This window comes from Bacteroides sp. AM16-13 (assembly GCF_003602705.1).
Classification (GTDB): Bacteria; Bacteroidota; Bacteroidia; order Bacteroidales; family Bacteroidaceae; genus Bacteroides; species Bacteroides xylanisolvens.
Genome location: NZ_QTLK01000044.1, coordinates 1 through 18379 on the forward strand (window position 1 = coordinate 1; position 18379 = coordinate 18379).

Annotated in this window: 11 protein-coding genes and 1 pseudogene; 4 read left to right on the forward strand and 8 right to left on the reverse strand. The window is 43.4% G+C overall.

The window, feature by feature from the left end; all coding sequences use genetic code 11:
- Positions 1-101: 101 nt before the first annotated feature.
- The 8 genes from tnpB to DW173_RS22805 all read right to left on the reverse strand — a co-directional run bounded on the left by tnpB (position 102) and on the right by DW173_RS22805 (position 12911).
- Positions 102-611 carry an IS66 family insertion sequence element accessory protein TnpB gene (gene tnpB, locus DW173_RS22770; RefSeq protein ID WP_120145289.1) on the reverse strand — a complete coding sequence of 170 codons (510 nt, stop codon included), beginning with the start codon at positions 609-611 and terminating at the stop codon, positions 102-104.
- 174 nt (positions 612-785) lie between these two features.
- Positions 786-1628, reverse strand: a complete 843-nt coding sequence (locus DW173_RS22775) for an SGNH/GDSL hydrolase family protein (protein ID WP_008026435.1) — start codon at positions 1626-1628, stop codon at positions 786-788.
- Positions 1629-1726: 98 nt separating this feature from the next.
- Positions 1727-3163 carry a fimbrillin family protein gene (locus DW173_RS22780; RefSeq protein WP_008026437.1) on the reverse strand — a complete coding sequence of 479 codons (1437 nt, stop codon included), beginning with the start codon at positions 3161-3163 and terminating at the stop codon, positions 1727-1729.
- A gap of 39 nt (positions 3164-3202) precedes the next feature.
- On the reverse strand, positions 3203-4033 hold the full coding sequence (locus tag DW173_RS22785; RefSeq protein WP_008026439.1) for a fimbrillin family protein: 831 nt from the start codon (positions 4031-4033) through the stop codon (positions 3203-3205).
- A gap of 149 nt (positions 4034-4182) precedes the next feature.
- On the reverse strand, positions 4183-5607 hold the full coding sequence (locus tag DW173_RS22790) for a DUF1735 domain-containing protein (protein ID WP_008026441.1): 1425 nt from the start codon (positions 5605-5607) through the stop codon (positions 4183-4185).
- An 18-nt stretch (positions 5608-5625) separates the two neighbouring features.
- Entirely contained in the window at positions 5626-7626 is a 2001-nt protein-coding gene (locus DW173_RS22795) for a RagB/SusD family nutrient uptake outer membrane protein (protein WP_008026443.1), read from the reverse strand.
- Positions 7627-7654: 28 nt separating this feature from the next.
- Positions 7655-10843, reverse strand: a complete 3189-nt coding sequence (locus DW173_RS22800) for a SusC/RagA family TonB-linked outer membrane protein (RefSeq protein ID WP_120145290.1) — start codon at positions 10841-10843, stop codon at positions 7655-7657.
- Positions 10844-10955: 112 nt separating this feature from the next.
- Positions 10956-12911 carry a glycoside hydrolase family 97 protein gene (locus tag DW173_RS22805; RefSeq protein WP_008026447.1) on the reverse strand — a complete coding sequence of 652 codons (1956 nt, stop codon included), beginning with the start codon at positions 12909-12911 and terminating at the stop codon, positions 10956-10958.
- A gap of 282 nt (positions 12912-13193) precedes the next feature.
- Between DW173_RS22805 and DW173_RS22810 the strand changes: the two genes are divergently transcribed.
- The 4 genes and pseudogenes from DW173_RS22810 to DW173_RS22825 all read left to right on the forward strand — a co-directional run.
- The gene (locus DW173_RS22810; RefSeq protein ID WP_120145291.1) at positions 13194-14417 is read left to right on the forward strand and encodes a glycoside hydrolase family 99-like domain-containing protein; all 1224 of its coding nucleotides are present in this window, start codon (positions 13194-13196) and stop codon (positions 14415-14417) included.
- A gap of 13 nt (positions 14418-14430) precedes the next feature.
- Complete coding sequence (locus tag DW173_RS22815; protein WP_008026454.1) at positions 14431-16491, forward strand: glycoside hydrolase family 97 protein; 2061 nt, start codon at positions 14431-14433, stop codon at positions 16489-16491.
- A 33-nt stretch (positions 16492-16524) separates the two neighbouring features.
- The gene (locus DW173_RS22820) at positions 16525-18042 is read left to right on the forward strand and encodes an alpha/beta hydrolase fold domain-containing protein (protein WP_120145292.1); all 1518 of its coding nucleotides are present in this window, start codon (positions 16525-16527) and stop codon (positions 18040-18042) included.
- Positions 18043-18059: 17 nt separating this feature from the next.
- Positions 18060-18379: pseudogene (locus DW173_RS22825) on the forward strand (beta-glucosidase); the annotation flags it as partial.

Consider the following 18379-nt stretch of genomic DNA (forward strand, 5'->3'; position numbering starts at 1 on the left):
AGGTTCAGACATGATGCTGAACAATTACTTGTGAGACCTCTTGTCGCACATTATGTGGCAAAGTTATCAAAATAAAGCTGTACGCCTTATAGGACGGGAGATTACTTTTCAACTGTTTTCCGATACTTTTTAACAGTAAACAGCTCATTCAGGCGATTCCAGGAAATTTGAAGAAAATCCCTCTTCCGTTCGTCCTTTTTCAAGAGGAAAGAACCGTGGTTCAGACGACGGCATTCCAGACGGTATTCATCGTCGCACCGATAAAGGATATGCAACCTGCTACGGGAACGGTCAAGAAAAATATGGCAACTCTGCTCTGACACGTAAGAACCCGTGTGCCGGATGACCTCACCACAAAGACCGTCAATTCCTTTATGGAAATTACAACCTTGCGGATAAAGGTAATAAGACCAGAAAGGACTGCTACGGAAAAGACCAAGACCTAAAGGGAGAAGTAAGTCCTGAGGGGAATGGATACCAAGGCTGGAAGCCGAAACTTTATAACGACGACCACCGTCAAATATGAAAAGAACAGAATCAAAATGGTTAGACTCGGACAAGAGACTACGCAGCTTTTCACTTTCATTAGAAAATACTAATACTGAACACATAATGGATTAAGATGATTATGAAGTCACAAAGGTAGGAAGGAAAACAAGGGAAAGAAACACGCACAAGGCCGAATGCTTACATAAAATATATGATAAGAATGGCAAGTTTCCCACTTCTTTGCCTTCTTATCATATATCTCTGAATAATAGCCAGCCAGTTCGTTTATACCGGCATCAGAACGTTGCCGGAAGTGCCAACAACTGATACAGCAAAGTTTTTGCCATCCTGCGATGGCCTGTCGCATTAGGATGCAGCCTGTCGGTATCCGCATCATGAAAATAAATGGAGCACGAATCGTTTAGCGGGTATAATCCGCTAAGGCTATGAAGATCGATGACGGGTACTGCCCATACATTGCCGGCTTCTTTGACAGCTTGGACGTATTCATCTATATAAACGCCTATTTGATTGGCGAATCCTTCGTCGGGCTGTACATTTTCACTGCTGAAGCGGGCTTGCGCACGATGAAGCGGAGTCAGCAGAATCACTTGCTTGTCCGGATAGTTCGTCTTCAGAAAGTGAAGCACCCTGTTGATTCGCCCTTTGAACGTATCGTCTTTCAGCAATGGCATACGATATTTGCGGGAATATTCCAATTGTGTATCCGCTACTCTCGGCTTTTTACATATAGGGTCCGTATACCACTCTCCTAACGGGACATTTGCAAAAAAGTCGTTGGTACCGGCAAAGATGACAATAGCGTCTACCGTATCCTTCTGCTCTTTCCGCAATTTATGCGCCTGCTGCAGAACTCCGTTCCATTCGTTTCCATTGATGCCATATACCAAGGGACACAAGCCGAGCCACTCTGCCAAATACTCCCAATAACACTTTGTGGTACCCACTCGTTGTTCATCCGTAATGGAATCACCCAAGAAAGCAACCCTCTTTCCTTTCCATTGACTTTCCGTTATAACGACACTTGGCGTAACGGTTCCTTTGCATTCGCCAAATGAATACGTATCTGCCGCTAAAAACAGGACAGACAACAAACAAGTCACAAATTTTCTTTTCATATACAATACAAATCAATTAGTAAACTATATTATCTACAACTTATTAGAGCGACCATAGAGAAAACTCTTTCTTGATTAAGATAGGTGATAAATAAACGCTATTTGGCGTCTTTACCCCACAGATAAATTTCAGCAAAACCTATCCAACTATTGGGATTTCCTTCCATTTCTGTAACTTCTATCATGAAATAACGCCCTTTTGCATTTTCATTATTGATTGATATTTTTTGGAAATTCGCACTGCTTTCTAATGTTATATCCGCATTATTCACCTTTGTCCATCCCTCACTCCATTTTGTTGTATCAAGAGTACCATTTCCACCATGAGTATTCCAATGCCAATCACCTTCATAGCCTTCTGTTCCTCCTAAATCTCTCAATGGTTCTCTCCATTCCCATTGGTCTGTAACATAGAAATTACATTTATACGGACCTGTGATGTCCCTATGTTCCATAATTTCCACTCCCGTAAACACATAGTTGGCATTCTCACCAAGATCAATAACCACATAATAAGGTTTGTCACATCCCCGATAACACCAATCGCTACGCCAGAATGTATTCGTATCACCATCTATAAGCTTCATAAATGATTCATCCTCATTCTCTTCAAATTTACCGGTTACTCTCCAACCTGTACGTTCCAATCTTTTTGCTGCCGTTACAGTCAAGGTTCCCTGCAACGTACCCTCGGTCCAGTCTTCCACAATCGGATCGGACAGTGTGGCGCCACGTTCACCTACGTAAAGGTCGTAAGTATAACTTTTACCGGCTTCGGCTGGTTTGATGCCTGTAATCTTTCTTGTACCGCCAGTCGTCGTTCCTACTTCAACAAACGTTTCCGTATTGCTACCCTCGCCCGGTATTACCAAAGCGGCATACGTATCATTGCCCATTGCATAGGGTGTGATGGATTTCACGGGGCCTTCCACGTTCACCGGAGAAATGGCGGCATACTGAGAGCTGATGGTCAGTGACGTCACACTGCCCAGCCCTTCTTCTACACCGGCTATTTTGATGATAACACGTGCCATCCGACGGTTCATATTCAGCCTCAATACACCATCGGCAGGCCTTTCGGATATTTCCGTCGTACCGGTCATGTAGTCCGCATTGGTGATGTTCTCGTTCGACGATTGGTCAACAGGCAGAATGAAAGTGCTAAAAGAGACACTCGCCACTGCGGGATAATACGCATGATAAGCTACCGCTTCCAGATAAGATTCCGCCCATGCCAGGCCGTTTTCCCCTTCGGTTGCCCAGTTCTTATCCGCGCCCATCGTGTATACCACAGGGAGTTCATCGCCACATCCAACCGCCAGTTTGTCACCTTGATTAAATGTCTGTTGGCTGGCATCATTCGCCCCCATAGGGTTGCTACGCGTGAACAGCGAATTGCCGTCCACCACAGCGTTTATCAGAACCTTGTCGGCATTTGTCGCCGAGCTTTGTCCTTGCACTTCATCGTCGTCGTTGCTGCAAGCCGAAAATGCAGTAAGAGCTGCAAGCAAATAAAAATATCTGAATGTTTTCATTGTATATTCTACTTAATTGAGTGACTAATTGTTATCTGCCTATTTGATTGCCTCCAGATTCGATTCAGAAGTAACCACATCCATCGTCAGAGTATAGCAAGTACCCTCCGTGAGTTGAGCTTCATCAGATTTCCATTCATAATCCGTATCACCGATATTGAAAGTAACGAACGTTCCGGCATTTTGCGGCAGCAAAATACACTCGTAAGCTCCCTCCGCATTCTTGAAAGGCGTGATGCTTGCCGTGCCGGCAGAAGAAGCGGCTACTACGGCCGGTGTTGCCGTCGTCAAATCGCAAGTTCCGCTTAAAATTACGCCATTCACCTTCAAGTTGTCCACCGGTGCTGCAACTCCACCGCTAACGGGTTTGATAATCAATTTGCACAATTTATGTTTCAATTTGATATCAAGTCTGCCATCCTCATTTTGAAGATTGACCGCTCTCTTCGCCAACAGGAAGTCTGCCGTCTTCAAAGCATCTTCCGTGCTCTGATTAGAGGGTACTTTTACTTCAAGACTTCTGTTTGTCAATTGCACGTCGTCTTTAGCAGGCGCAAAGGCACATACTGTTATATTCGGAGTATTGGGGTCCCACATCAATGCCTCGCCACTGGAAGTATTCCACCCATCATCGCCCTTTTGCATCAGAATGTTGTAGTTATACTCCACATTTCCGGGGTTGTCGATAATCAACTGGAACTGTTCTAAGTTTTCACTGTTATAACCGGCACGCGTCTGCAAGTCGCCTACCCCCACCGAAAGTTGTATCCGACGGCTATCTGCCGTAGAATTATCGACAGACAGTCCTTCTGTCTGTGAGCAGCTTGCAAGTAGTCCAATAACCGCTGCCGACAAAAAAATCTTTTTCATATTATCCTTAAAGATTAAGAAGTTTAAAAATCAATTAAAGTCCATTCGCGAAATAATAATCTGTTCAGACTTCGCTCCAAAGAATCACTTCGGGACCGACCATATATGAACGGTCCCCAAAGCTGATTCTTTCAATGAAGAGTTGTCATTCAATCTACCGTCTGAAGATCAATTTCTGCAAACTCAACCATATCCCGAGTACCACTATATGTCACTTTGATAATGAAGTACCGGCCTTTCACGCTACTGTCCAAATCAAAATATTCATATTCGGGGTGATGCAGACTCTTCATCTCTGTCACCTTGCCCACAGGCACCCAGTTGGCTTGATTCTCCCAGTTGGTATCTGTCTTCCATCCATATTCAGTCCAGTCGACATCTCCATTTTCTTTTCCTTCCCAGAACTTCTCATGGTCAAAATTCCACCAGGTCCTGGAATCGGAACTAACATAAAACTCAAGTTGGTAATTATGCTTATCCTTCTGACCATCATTATCTATATGCATAAATCCAATTTTACCGAAAGAATGCTCTTCTTTCGTATCTATAACCAGGACAGGAGGAAGATCTCGCGCGTTAGGACCATCCCAGTGGCTTGCCCAGAATGTTTTAGGATCACCATCCAAAAGATGTTTGAATTTACCTCCCGAATTATATCGTCTTTCTTCATATTTACCTGTAACCTCCCAGTTACTGCTATGATGAATGACTAGTACGTGCATATTTTTCTCCGGTGAAGAAGCAACAGGATCACTACTCATACGAATCGGAAGCACATAATCTCCCCATTCCAATTTCTCACCGGTAAAGGTTATAAACAGGTCTGCGATCTTTTCTCCCTTGCGCAACTGTATATTTTCGGAGAACTCATAACATTCTGCCGGCAATAGCTTATACGTAGGATACATTGCAGCCGCATATGTTTCATCAACCGCGAATGTACATGTAAGCCCCCACTGGTTTTCCGCATCAATACCAAACTCAACCGAGTTGACGCGAGGAGTGCCATTCTCATACTGTACAATCCGTTCGACAGCACTATTGAAACCTACAGACGGACTAACGACGTTGATTTTCATGAATATCTCATTTTTTGCAGCATTCACCAGGTCGCTCTCACTATGTAAACATATGGGTAATACCCATGTAGAATTGGGGGCAGTGTTTATTTCATCCTCAATGACTTTGGGTGTCATAGACACAGTAACCTGTTTGTAGAACTCTTCCGTTGCAAAATCCAAATGCAAGTTGTCAATGGAATAGCCTTTGGTAAGTACCTTGTAATTGGTCCCTTCGGGAATGCTGTATTTTTGGTCTACCTCTGCCTGTGTCAGCGTACGGATGTCGCAAGCAGCCGGCTGCGCCATAAAGTCCTTACCTCCGAGATTAACAGAGAAAGAATATGTACTCTTCTCATCAGCATTGTATAAGGTTATTTCAGGAGTTCCGTATTCCTTGATGTACAATATCTTGTTGTACTCTTCGGGAACCAAATTGTCCAATTCGTATTTATCTTGATCGCAAGCCGCCAGTAAAGCGAGCATACTTGCAATTCCTATAAACTTAGCTTTCATAATGTATTCTTTTATTTATTAATAACCGGGTGCCTGCACTAACTGTGGATTGCTGTATATCTCCGTGTCGTCCGGTGGAAGCAGATACAAACGGTTGTACCATCTCAAGGGTTGTTCCGCCAATATCGGCTGGTTAAATTCCTCGAAAGTCGGATCTACTTTGTTGTTGTTCAAAACATAAATTTTACCAGCACCAGATACTTGAGGAGCAATTGTCCAACGACGCATATCGTAGTAACGGTGTCCTTCCTTGAACAATTCAACAAAACGTTCGTTACGAATCAAATCGACCACACTCATATTCAATCTTGGCATATCTGCCTCCGTCAATCCATCAAAGCCGGCACGTTCGCGTACGAAATTGAGTTGCTTCAAGGCCTCCCCATTATTCCCTAATGCCGCATAACATTCGGCAAGATTCAAATAGAGTTCCGCCATGCGGATAAACGGCAACCGGGTGGTATTTCCCGTCACTTTGTTTGTCTTGTCATACTTGATATCGGGTGTCATGAACTTCTTTGTCATAAATCCGGTTCCGGTATAGTTACGGTCGTTAAGCACATATCCATTGGTAGCACTATTCTTCAGATTGAGCCAAAGCGGTTCTCCATCGCGTATATTCGTGGCATACTGGCAACCGTCAAAAGCAATCCATGCATAGTAGCGGGCTTCTCTACCAACATTGAATTTGATAATGTCGTTCTTCACATCTTCCTTATCGATGTCATCCCTCTCCAAAGCCGGACTCGACGTACCCTCATAGAAGCGAGTATACCATTCACTTTTACGATAGAAGTCATTATCATCGGCAGGAAGTTTTCCATTTTCCGTATAAAAACGTTGTACGGTATTCAGCGTCGGAGCATTGAAAGACCATCCACTCATAGAGTGCCAGGTAGTTCCGTTCGTTTTGATAATCTTTCGGGGAGCTTGCGAAATCGTAGGCCAATAGTCCGACGGTCCCATACGCTTCGTGTTCACACCCCAGATAAGTTCGTTGTTTCCATCACTTTCATTCGAAGCGACCAAGTATTGGAACATACGGACACGCTCTTTAAACAAGGTGTTTTCCGGTGTATCTTCCTCTTTTCCGGGAATAAAAGGCAATGGAACTTTTTGCTTTTCGGCAATCGAATTGGCTGTTTCTATATCAAATAAATTATAACCGGCCTTCTTGGCAGCAGTGAGAGCCTCCTGACATGCAACCAACGCATTGTCCCATTTTTTTCGTTCATATTGAGAACTTACCAGTTCATTACCATATCCCGGAGTTTCGTATTTGCTATTTTTCCAACTCTTATCGTAGAACGAACCATTCCATAAAGGAGAAGCGGCATAAAGTAGCACACGGGCTTTAATACACTTACAAATAGTGGCATCAGCACGTCCCGCATCACTAAGTTCTCGTTTATCGGGAAGCAGATAGGCAGCCTGATCAAGTTTATCAACAATGTATTTCACACAATAATCAAAGTGCGAACGTCCCGGCATCTCATTCTTAGTTATGTTAGGGTCCATCATTTCCGAAACGATAGGAATGGGGCCGTAAGTATTCAGCAATCGGAAATGGTAATATGCATCCAAAAAGTAACACTCGCCTTTGTATTCGTCTTTATCATCTTCTGTCACTCCGACCGGATTTAAGATATCAATCTGTTGTAGGAAACGATGTACTTGCCCTAATGCAGAATACCATGTATACCACATTCCGATACCATCAGTTGTATTAGCTGTACCAAACTGAATTTTCTGGCATTGCCCTGACCACGTCAGTGGATAAAGTGTCTCGTCCGAACCATTTTCAAGATAATTGATATTATATGTATGAAACTCCAGTATTGGAGCATAGCAGGAAAATAAAAATCCCAGTGTTGCAGATTTGTCTGTCATCGTATCTTCCATGTCCGGTTGTGCCGGAGGAATGACATCCAAGTAATTGCATGAAGAAAAACAGGCCAGGCAGGTTATGCCGACAAAACCTGATTTTATGAATCGATTGGTATACTTTAAAATGTTCATATCTGAATTATTTTTATGAATTGTACATTTAGAATGTAAGTTGTACTCCAAGATTGAAAGTACGCTGCAATGGGTAGGCATTCCATGCAAGCTCCGGATCCCATAATTTGAACGGGCTGAACACTGCAAGATTGTCCCCATTGAAATAAACACGGCAATGAGGGAATGTATAACCGAATTCCAGTGTTTTGAACCGTAAAAAATTAGCATTGCGCATCCAGAAGGAACTCTTCACAATATTATTTTGAATGTCACTGATAGTTGTTCCCAAGCGGGGATAAACCGCATTTGGATTCGGATTATCTACCGACCAATGCCCGTCGGCAATCCATTGCATCAAGTTAGTCGGCAGAGTTTGCCCTGAATGTCCGTCACCTCCTCCGCTTTGGAAAGGAGCATATCCCTCATTAATCATAATCTTACGTTTGGCAGAACCATTGAAGAATACACCAAAATCAAACTTCTTATAAGTTAGATTTAAGCCAAAACCGTATTGAATATTGGGAATGTCTGCATAGGGAGAAAGCATTACTTGGTCTTGTTCCGTGATTTGTCCGTCACCGTTAATATCCCGATACTTGATATCACCCGGACGCAGGTTGTTCCCCCCCAATTGCGACTGATCCGCCCAGTTGTCTATCTCTTCTTGACTGCTGAATAATCCGTCGGCTAAATATCCGGTTAGTGTATTCAACGGTTTGCCGGTTTTCGTCTGCCATACATACGGATAGTCCGGTTCGTCAGCATATTCATATTTATTACGGTTGAAAGTAAAGTTTCCGCGGAAATCAACAAACCAGTTCTTACCGAATTGTTTATTCCAGTTTAGGCTTATTTCCACACCTTTGTTGATTACTTCACCAATATTACTCCAAGGCACATACCCTCCATATCCCAATAAACTGGGGAAAGAAGCACGCTTCATCAAAATCCGGTCACGATGGTCATAGAAATAATCAAATGTAAGATTCACTTGATCGAAAAATGAAATATCAACTCCGACATTTAATTTTTTCACACGTTCCCAACCTGCGTTCTGTATGGCAAGAGTTTTGAATTCAGGTCCTTCACGGACAATCGTACTACCCGGCATACCGGTAGAGTATATTAATCTTTTGTCGTAGAACTCATTTATACCAGCATTAGGAGCGAAATTAATCTGATTGTAATAAAGGAAATGGGGAGCATCTTTGTTGAACTGATCGCTACCAACCAGCCCGTAAGAACCTCTGATTTTCAAATGGTTGATATACTTTGAAGCCGGTTTCCAGAAATCTTCGTTACTTACCACCCATCCGAGAGACACAGCAGGGAAAAACTCGAAACGTGTACCCGAAGCCAAACGTTCGGAACCGTTATATCCGAAGTTGAACTCTACAAGATATTTATTGGCATAGTCGTAAGTGATACGACCTGAATAACCTTGGTTACGATTAGGAAGTATGGAATTGCGATATTCACGCATCATGTACATTGCCATGGCGGTGAGATTATGATATCCGAAACTACGTTTCCAGTCCAACCGTGCATCCAAATAGAAAGTCTGGTCCTGTTCTTTTTTGTGATCGGACTCTTCAATAAAATATTTTCCGGTTTTCAATGCTTCCAAATCATACTCATTTGTTTCCGGATCGAAAGAGTTCGCTTTCATCTGATAATAGAAAGGGTCGATAGAACGTTTATATTTGGAGTGTGAATAATTTTTAAAGTTAACCAATACCTTCGCACTCAGTCCTTCTGTGATGAAATCTAATTTCTGAGCCACATTCAAAGAAGTGTTCATTGTATTATAATTGACTTCTTGAAACGACTTCAACATATTGGCATATGGATTCTCACCATATACTCCCGGGATTAATACTACATTACCGAAACGGATATGCCCCCTGTCCCCCTCTTGTGCTGGAAAAGCAGCAGGAAACGATACGGGATTGGTGGCCATTACACTTTTATACATATCAGCAGTAGAGTACTCAGGACCATTACGATGTCCCATTTGTGTCATGATACGCAGGTCTACTGTTGTTGTATTGGATAATTTGTAGGAGATATTGTTCTGAAAATTATATTCCCACGTGTTGAAGTTAGTGTCATAGAAATAGTTCTTTGGCGTATTCATCAAACCTGTATCGTGGTTGGCCTGCAAGCTTAGGAAGTAGGTAACTCTTGAACCACCCCCCTGTACATTAACATTAGCACGTTGGTTAAAATTTCCTTTTTTAAATATAGTATCATACCAGTCCACGTTTGGATATGCGTACGGATTGATTCCATCTGCAGTGTATTGAATTTGGTCGGCATTATAAACGTCATCATAATCACGTGCCTGACGGGCTTCGTTAAACTTGCGCATGTAAGTAGGACCGTCTGCAAACTCAATACGATTCATTGGCTGGAAATAAGAAGCTTCCAACGACACGTTCACGGTTGCTTTCGTATTTTCAGAACCGCTTTTCGTTGTCACCAACATGACACCATTCGCACCCCGGTTACCATAAATAGCTGTTGCAGATGCATCTTTCAGTATGGTGAAACTTTCAATTGTTTCTGCCGGAATCGTGTTCAAGTCGCCGGATGAGATTTCCACTCCATTGAGCAAAATCAAAGGTGTGGCTACGCCACCGAACGTATTGATACCACGAATATAGAAATCGGAAGCTGCTCCCGGTTCACCACTATTCGTTTTTGCAACCACACCAGACAATTTACCGGCAAGGTTGTTGGTCAATGAAGAAGACGGAGCTTTCAGGACAGTACCTTTCACGCTGGCAATAGAACCTGTCACTGAGACTTTCTTCTGCGTACCGGCACCGATAATCACAACTTCATCCAATACTTCATTATCCGACACCATTTTAATCTGGATAACGCCCAAATCACCTACTATTACCGTCTGGCTCTTATAACCGATATAAGAACATTCCAATTCCGTTTTGTTAGTCACCTCTAATTTGAATTTACCATCAAGGTCGGTAATAGTACCTCGGTCACTACCTTTAACGCGGATATTAACCCCTACCAGTGACTCGCCACTGGTAGCATCAATCACAGTTCCATATAAAGTGCGTTTCAATGGAGCTTTGTTTTGCAAAACCTCTTGCACAGGAATACCACTATTCTCAGCCACGGCATCCAACGGATAACTGCCGAGAATACAAGCAAACAATGGCAAGGCAACCACCATTCTTTGCTTCTTTTTCAATGAATTTAAATCCATACTGAAAATTATTAAAGTTAACAATAGTTTTTTGATCATTTTATTTCATGTGAAACCTGTCCGGTTCACGTCATTTAATCTGATCGAAAAAATATTTTGATAAATAATTAATTTACTCAATCACTCCCACATATCCTCCGTTGCGAACCATCTTCAACGTCAATGTAGAAGTAGAGCGAATCTCTGACTCCCGCCTTATGTAATCCATCGCCGAACGGTCGGCATTCATGCCGTCGGCAAAGCCGGTCAGATGAAAATCCCTATTGGGAGAAAGGAAATCGAGGTTGACCGTGACAGTACGCGGCTCACCATTCGTAATAGCCCCCACGAACCACTTATCTCCACTCCGACGGGCAATAACTATATATTCGCCCAACTTGGCATCCAAAACTCTCGTCTCATCCCATACCACAGGAACACTGGCTATGAAATCCGTACAGGGACGTTCGCGATAATACAACGTAGGACTGTCCGCCAACATTTGCAGCCCGCTTTCAAATACTACATACAGTGCCATCTGATAGGCACGTGTCCCCGAAGCGGCAGGATTCCCATGCGTCCATATATCAAAATGGTTTTCTTCTGGATGAACATTATTCATGGCTCCCGGAGTAAAATCCATCGGTCCTACAGTGTTACGGATGAAAGGCAGCCAAATGCTGTTCGCAGGATCGCAACGCTTGCCCATCTCCATACCTACCACTCCTTCGTACGAAAGCACATTGGGGTAACGGCACTCCAGTCCGGCAGGCTTGAAAGAACCATGGAAATCGATTACGAGTTTGTGTTTGGCTGCTTCTTTAGCTACACGCTCATAGAAATTCACCATCCACTGGTCGCTGCGTTCCATAAAATCTATCTTTAATCCTGCTACTCCCCATTCGGCATACTTGGCGAACAATTGGTCAAAATGTTTTTCTACTGTAAGCCAACTCAGCCAAAGCAGAATCTTCACATTATGCTCTTTGGCATAGCGGATAACCTCCGGCAGATCGATTTCCGGATGAGGAGTCCAAGGATCACTGGCGGCTGCCATCCAAGCACCGTCCATCAATGTATATTCCAACCCCAACTCCGCTGCAAAGTCTATATAATATTTATAAGTCTGCGTATTGGCACCCACTCTGAAATCTACATCATAAATACGGGGATTCCACCATTCCCAACTTGATTTACCAGGTTTTACCCAACTATAATCGGCAAGTTCACAGGGTGCTGAGAGTTTATATACCATTTCATTCTCAACCAATACCTTTTCGTTTTTCGCAATCACGAAGAAACGCCAGGGGAAACTTCTTTTTCCTGACGTCCGGGCAATATACGAGGCTTCTTCCAAAATTTTGAATTTGTAATCATTATCGTCCTCGAAACGGACAGGACATTTGGGAAACAAGGCATACATTCCATTGTTACCTGTACTTTTCAGAAACATACAGGGATAATCGGTAAGGTCGGCTTCCGATATCAAAATCTTACAACCACCGGGCGTTTCAAGCAATGCCGGCAAATAAGCCATGATATCATCCTTCCGGTAACTTTCCGTCTGCATACAGGTATAAACAGACTCATAAGAGGTGGAGAAAGCATGTGCTTCACCCAAACAGGCACGATAATCGGTAGGAAAGTTGATATTGAAATCTTCTCCGACTACCTCTATCGGACTTTTTCTATCAGTAATGAAACGATAGGCTACACCGTCATCAAAAACACGAAATTCTACAGTATAATCTCCCGCCATATTCATGCGCAAATAATTATAATGATTGCGCACCGTTTCATTTTTCAGGGGAATCTCCCGCTTCCTGCTTTCATCTACCGTGCCTTTCCGCACTTTTCTCAGCACAGGTTTTACTCCCAATGTACCATCGGAAAGGGTCATCCCCATCGTACACCTATCTAATAATATATCATCACCGGTAAAGACTGAATAATAAATCTTATCTTTCAGCTCGATGCTGACTTTTACAGTACCGTCGGGAGAATATACGTTCAGTACTTTCCCGTAGACAGCACCGCTGACTGCAAGTTGAATGAGCACCCCTATCACTCCAATGAGTATCTTCTTCATTTTATCGATTTTTTTATCAACATAACTTAATTTTAATGTTTGCAAAATACGATATTTAAATTTGCAAGATAGGCGATTATTTTACCTAAAAAAGACAAAATTTTGCCTTTTGTATATTCTACGCTATACTCAGAACTCCTTTCACAAACCTTCTACCTCTACCCCTGTCTACAAATCCGTTTGGCAGAATTTTAGCCTTTATAGGCAAAATTTTAGCCTTTATAATCCTAGGCAATTTATACATTTGCACATTATTATATTTATTAAAATTGCAAATTTCTTATGAGGACAATCACCAAAAACGCATGGAGAAGTTTCTGTATGGCGGCAGCTATGACAGCAATTTGCTCATGTACCCCGTCCACTCAAAAAGTAGACAGACAAACTGAGAAACAAGATGACTATTATGTGGCAGCTTATATCTGGCCGTCATGCCACAACGACCCGATGGGACAAGACACTCTATGGGGAGAAGGCATCGGTGAATGGGAAGTCATCAAAAAAGGTAATCCCCGTTTCGAAGGACACTACCAGCCGAAGGTACCTTTGTGGGGATATGAAATGGATGATGACACGCAAGTAATGGAGAAATGGATTGATGTGGCAACCGCCCATGGCATCAATATGTTTATCTTCGACTGGTACTGGTATGATGGACAGCCTTTTCTGGAAAGCACCGTCAACAACGGATTCCTGAAAGCCAAGAATAACGAAAAAATGAAATTCTACCTGATGTGGGCCAATCACCACGTGGCACACAATTATTGGAATGTACACCGGTACAAGGATGACAAATCGCGTCTATGGAACGGTACGGTAGACTGGGATAACTTCAAAATCATCGTAGAACGGGTGATACGCCAATATTTCCACAAGCCAAACTATTTCAAAATAGACGGTTGCCCGGTATTTTCCATTTTCGGTTACTACGAATTGCGCGAGAACTTCGGTGATGCCAAAGGAGTGAAGAAGGCGATGGATTACTTCAGAGAGGAGGTGAAAAAAGCCGGATTCCCGAATTTACATCTCCAGCTTATCGGTGATGGCTTCCCCTTCCCCGAATTTATGGAAATGGTGGCTACGGTAGGCGTCAACAGTGTAACAAAATACAACTGGGGATGGCCTTTCGAAGAAGACTATGTATCATGGGGAACAAAAGCCATGCAACGCAGGGAACAGTGGACGCAAGCACTGGATTCGCTCGGAGTTCCTTTCTTCCCGAATGCATCTATCGGTTGGGATGATTCCCCCCGGTTCCCGAACAAAAAAGCCGATGAAATCGTGCATTATAACGATTCGCCCGAAAGTTTTGCTGCTTTCTTGCAAAAGACGAAAGAGTACGTAGACCAACGCCCTGGACGTCCCAAACTGATTACAATCAACTCTTGGAACGAATGGGTGGAAGGCAGCTATCTCCTGCCCGATATGAAGAACGGTTTCGGTTACTTGAACGCCGTAAAACAAGTGATGAACGGTGAATATGAGAATTTTGGAAATAAAAACTAATCAGTACTATATTATGATGAAACGAAAATTTGGAATGTTAGGACTCCTGTTTCTGTCGCTAACTTTCGGTGCATGCCAAGATAGCAATGAGAATGAAATAATTGAGCCGGAACCACAGCCACCTGTAGCTATGGGTAAGGACACGACATTAGAGTCACCCGATGGAGGGCTAAAAGTGGAAATTTCGACTGAAGGAAATATCACGTATACCGTCTCACACAATGGTGTAACAGTGGTAAACGCATCCCCCGTCTCCATGACACTGGACGACGGACAAACCTGGGGAAAAGGTTCTACTTTCATCGGTTCTACCAAAGAATCGGTCAACACAACCATTGATTCGCCGTTTTATATCCGAAAATCGGTGAATGATATCTACAATGAACTGACATTGCACTTCTCCGAAGAGTTCCGCATCGTGTTCAGAGCTTACAACGAAGGAATGGCTTACCACTTCGAATCAGAGCGGAAAAAGAATTTCAAGGTCCTATCGGAAGAAGTGGATTTCAGTTTCCCCTCCAGCTTCACTATGACAGCCGCTCTTAGTCCGGGAGCTACAGATACGTGGCAGAAAAACGCAAACAACAGCTACGAGAATTTCTATCAGTATGATATCAAGGAAATCTCCGGCGGATGCCAGTTGGCTATGTTGCCGTTGATGGTGAAATGCGAAGGGAAAATCTTGTGTATCGCTGAAGCGAATGTCAAAAACTACCCAAGTATGTTCATTCGCAAAATGCCGGGCAACCACTTGGCAGGTTATCAACAGGAACGTGTCAGAAGTGCCTATCGTGACGGTTCATACAAATGGCCTTCCGAATGGTATAAATATATTGCCAGTTGCGAGGGTTCCATGACATTCCCCTGGCGCATCCTCATGGTGATGGACAAGGAGTCACAGTTGCTGGACAACGACATGATATACAAATTGGCACCAGCACGCAGCAAATTGTTCGACACATCGTGGATTAAACCCGGCATGAGCACATGGGACTGGATGACAGCCTATTCTCTTGATGGAGTAGGTACTCCGGGTATCCATTTAGAAAATTATATATACCACATCAATTTTGCCAAAGAAATGGGTATCCCTTACATTACTATCGATGCAGGAAGTATCAATATGTGGGAAAACGATTTCTCTTATGATTCTTGCTTAAAAGATGTCATCGAACAGGCTAGAAAGAGTAACATAGGTGTATGGGTGTGGATGGAAGCGGCTTTCTTCTCCGATGTATTGGAGAAGGCAGGCAACAGCACGTTTGAATACATATTCAGAAGGCTGAGCAATGACGGTATCAAAGGTATAAAAATAGACTTCTTTGAACGTAGCGACCAAGAATATATTGACCTGCAATGGAAAATAGCGGAAATGGCAGCTAAATACAAACTCCTGCTCAACCTGCACAGTTCTCCTGTTCCCCACGGACTGCACCGTGCCTATCCGAACATACTTGCATACGAAGCAGTAAAAGGACAGGAACATCTGAAATATGAGGGCGGCAGAAATGGCGACTGGATAACTTATGACGTCACTTTCCCCTTCCTGCGCGGTATGGCAGGACCCACCGACTACACTGCGGGGCTGATGCGTAACGCTTCTCATAGCAAGTGGACAGTAAACCACGACCGTCCGATAAGCAAAGGTACCCGATGCCGACAAATAGCAGACTACATCATATTCTTCTCCGGATTAGGTACGCTGGCGGATAACATCACAACGTACGAGAAAGAGAAAGAATGTGCCCGATTCCTAGCTTCCATCCCCACCGTATGGGATGAGACAAAGGTACTGACCAGCAAATTAGGAGAGTATATATCCATTGCACGACAAAACGGTAAAGACTGGTTTGTAGGTGCACTGAATAATCGGACAGATTCGCGCAGTCTTACACTTGACCTTTCTTTCCTTGATTCAGGCACATACGAAGCTGAAATATTCAAAGACGGCGATAACGCCAACACGGATGCTACAAGCTACAAACGAGAGCTCATCACTATCTCCGATAGCCGTCAGTTATCAATAGAGATGAAGAATGGCGGTGGATTTGCAGCCCGTATCTACAAGAAATAAGTTGAACTTTAAATAACAAATTAAATAAGGTATATGAAGAGATTTATTTTTCTGTTTTTTATATTGTGCGGTTTATTAACTGAAAGTTGCAGTAAAAACGATTCGCTGATAAACGAACCGCCAAAGGAGACTCCAAGCACAGACAATAAAGACGATGACAAAGAGGATACCTCCAATGGATTAAAAGTATTATGCTTGGGAAATTCCATCACACGCCATGAATACGCCCCAAGTATCGAATGGTTCTCTGCCTGGGGAATGGCAGCTTCGAAAGAAGAGAACGACTATTGCCATCAACTGGAGAGAATGTTGTGCCAACAGCGTCCCGGCTCAAAAGTGACTCCACTAAACATAGCCGATTGGGAGCGCAATCTGTCCATGAACCTGAATACATTGCTGGACCAGCATTGTAAAGACAAAGATGTCATAGTCATTCGTTTGGGAGAAAATGTAGAAGATAAGACGGCTTTTAAAACGGCAATAGGCCGGTTGGTGAGTTATTGCAAAAAACAAGCGAAGCATGTGTTTATTACCGGCTGTTTCTGGAAGGACGACGAGAAAGAGGCGGCTATCAAACAAGCGGCAACAGCTTACGGAATTCCTTATGTAGACCTTAGAGGAATCGACCAAGTGGGTGTCACTCGCCCTTCTACAGGAGATATTCTGTATGATTTAGACGGAAAACCTTATACGATAACGAAAGATTTCATTATAGCCCATCCCAATGATAAAGGAATGAAAAGAATAGCGGAGGAAATTATGAAAGCGTTCTTACTTCATATCAAAGACGACGAAACAGCACCCAGCTATGCCGCACGTTCGTTCACATTAGATAATCCTCAAACTTTTGTTTTTCTACCTGCCTCCCACACTGCTACGGGACGGGCCGTTGTGGTATGCCCCGGCGGTGGATACGGGTATTGCAAACCGGAAGACAATTATGAAGGGAATGGCTGGGCTCCATTCTTCAACGAACGGGGAATCGCCTTGATTGTGATAAAATATACACTTCCCGAAGGTAACTGCCAATTGCCGATCGCTGACGCAGAAACAACCATCAAACGTGTTCGCGAACATGCGAAGGAATGGTATGTCAACAAAGATGATGTGGGAATTATGGGATTCTCCGCAGGAGGACACTTAGCTTCAACTATTGCCACTCACTCCACAGGAGATGCACATCCCAACTTCCAGATCCTGTTCTATCCGGTTATTACAATGGGAGCCCAAGGACATGCATGGTCACGTGAAAACTTCTTGGGTAAAAACCCTTCAACGGCACAAATGGAACTTTATTCTAACGAAAAACAGGTAAAAACAGATACGCCACGTGCTTTCATTACATTCACCGAAGATGACACGGAAGTTCCTCCCACTGTAAACGGCAAAGCCTACTATCAGGCATTGATAAATAAAGGGATACCGACAAAATTAGTCAGCTGGCAAAGCAGCAACGGATGGGGCGCCGGACATGGATGGGGAAATCTAGACTCTTTTGTACATCATGAGGAATTAATGTCTCAACTTTCAGACTGGTTGAAGTCGTTTTAAAATGTAAAAAATAATATATGAAAAAGAATAATTTATGTTTGTCTGTCTTATTGTCCGGCTGCGTGCTATGCAGTTGCAACGGACAGCGATGGACGGAATCCGTAGCAGACGGATATCATCTGATAACACAAAAAGACGGCGCCACATTGGGATACAGCCCGATGTCAGGAATCACCATTATCCAACAGGATGGCTACGCATTCAAAGACTTGAACCGCAACGGCCGACTGGACGTGTATGAAGACTGGCGGCAACCGATAGATGCGCGTGTGGCGGACTTGACCGCCCAACTCAGCATGGAAGACATCGCAGGGCTTATGCTGTACAGCAGCCATCA

Bases quoted from the DNA above. Each gene is read 5' to 3' on its own strand.
- tnpB (WP_120145289.1), bottom strand. From the start codon at position 611: ATGTGTTCAGTATTAGTATTTTCTAATGAAAGTGAAAAGCTGCGTAGT.
- DW173_RS22775 (WP_008026435.1), bottom strand. From the start codon at position 1,628: ATGAAAAGAAAATTTGTGACTTGTTTGTTGTCTGTCCTGTTTTTAGCG.
- DW173_RS22780 (WP_008026437.1), bottom strand. From the start codon at position 3,163: ATGAAAACATTCAGATATTTTTATTTGCTTGCAGCTCTTACTGCATTT.
- DW173_RS22785 (WP_008026439.1), bottom strand. From the start codon at position 4,033: ATGAAAAAGATTTTTTTGTCGGCAGCGGTTATTGGACTACTTGCAAGC.
- DW173_RS22790 (WP_008026441.1), bottom strand. From the start codon at position 5,607: ATGAAAGCTAAGTTTATAGGAATTGCAAGTATGCTCGCTTTACTGGCG.
- DW173_RS22795 (WP_008026443.1), bottom strand. From the start codon at position 7,626: ATGAACATTTTAAAGTATACCAATCGATTCATAAAATCAGGTTTTGTC.
- DW173_RS22800 (WP_120145290.1), bottom strand. From the start codon at position 10,843: ATGGATTTAAATTCATTGAAAAAGAAGCAAAGAATGGTGGTTGCCTTG.
- DW173_RS22805 (WP_008026447.1), bottom strand. From the start codon at position 12,911: ATGAAGAAGATACTCATTGGAGTGATAGGGGTGCTCATTCAACTTGCA.
- DW173_RS22810 (WP_120145291.1), top strand. From the start codon at position 13,194: ATGAGGACAATCACCAAAAACGCATGGAGAAGTTTCTGTATGGCGGCA.
- DW173_RS22815 (WP_008026454.1), top strand. From the start codon at position 14,431: ATGATGAAACGAAAATTTGGAATGTTAGGACTCCTGTTTCTGTCGCTA.
- DW173_RS22820 (WP_120145292.1), top strand. From the start codon at position 16,525: ATGAAGAGATTTATTTTTCTGTTTTTTATATTGTGCGGTTTATTAACT.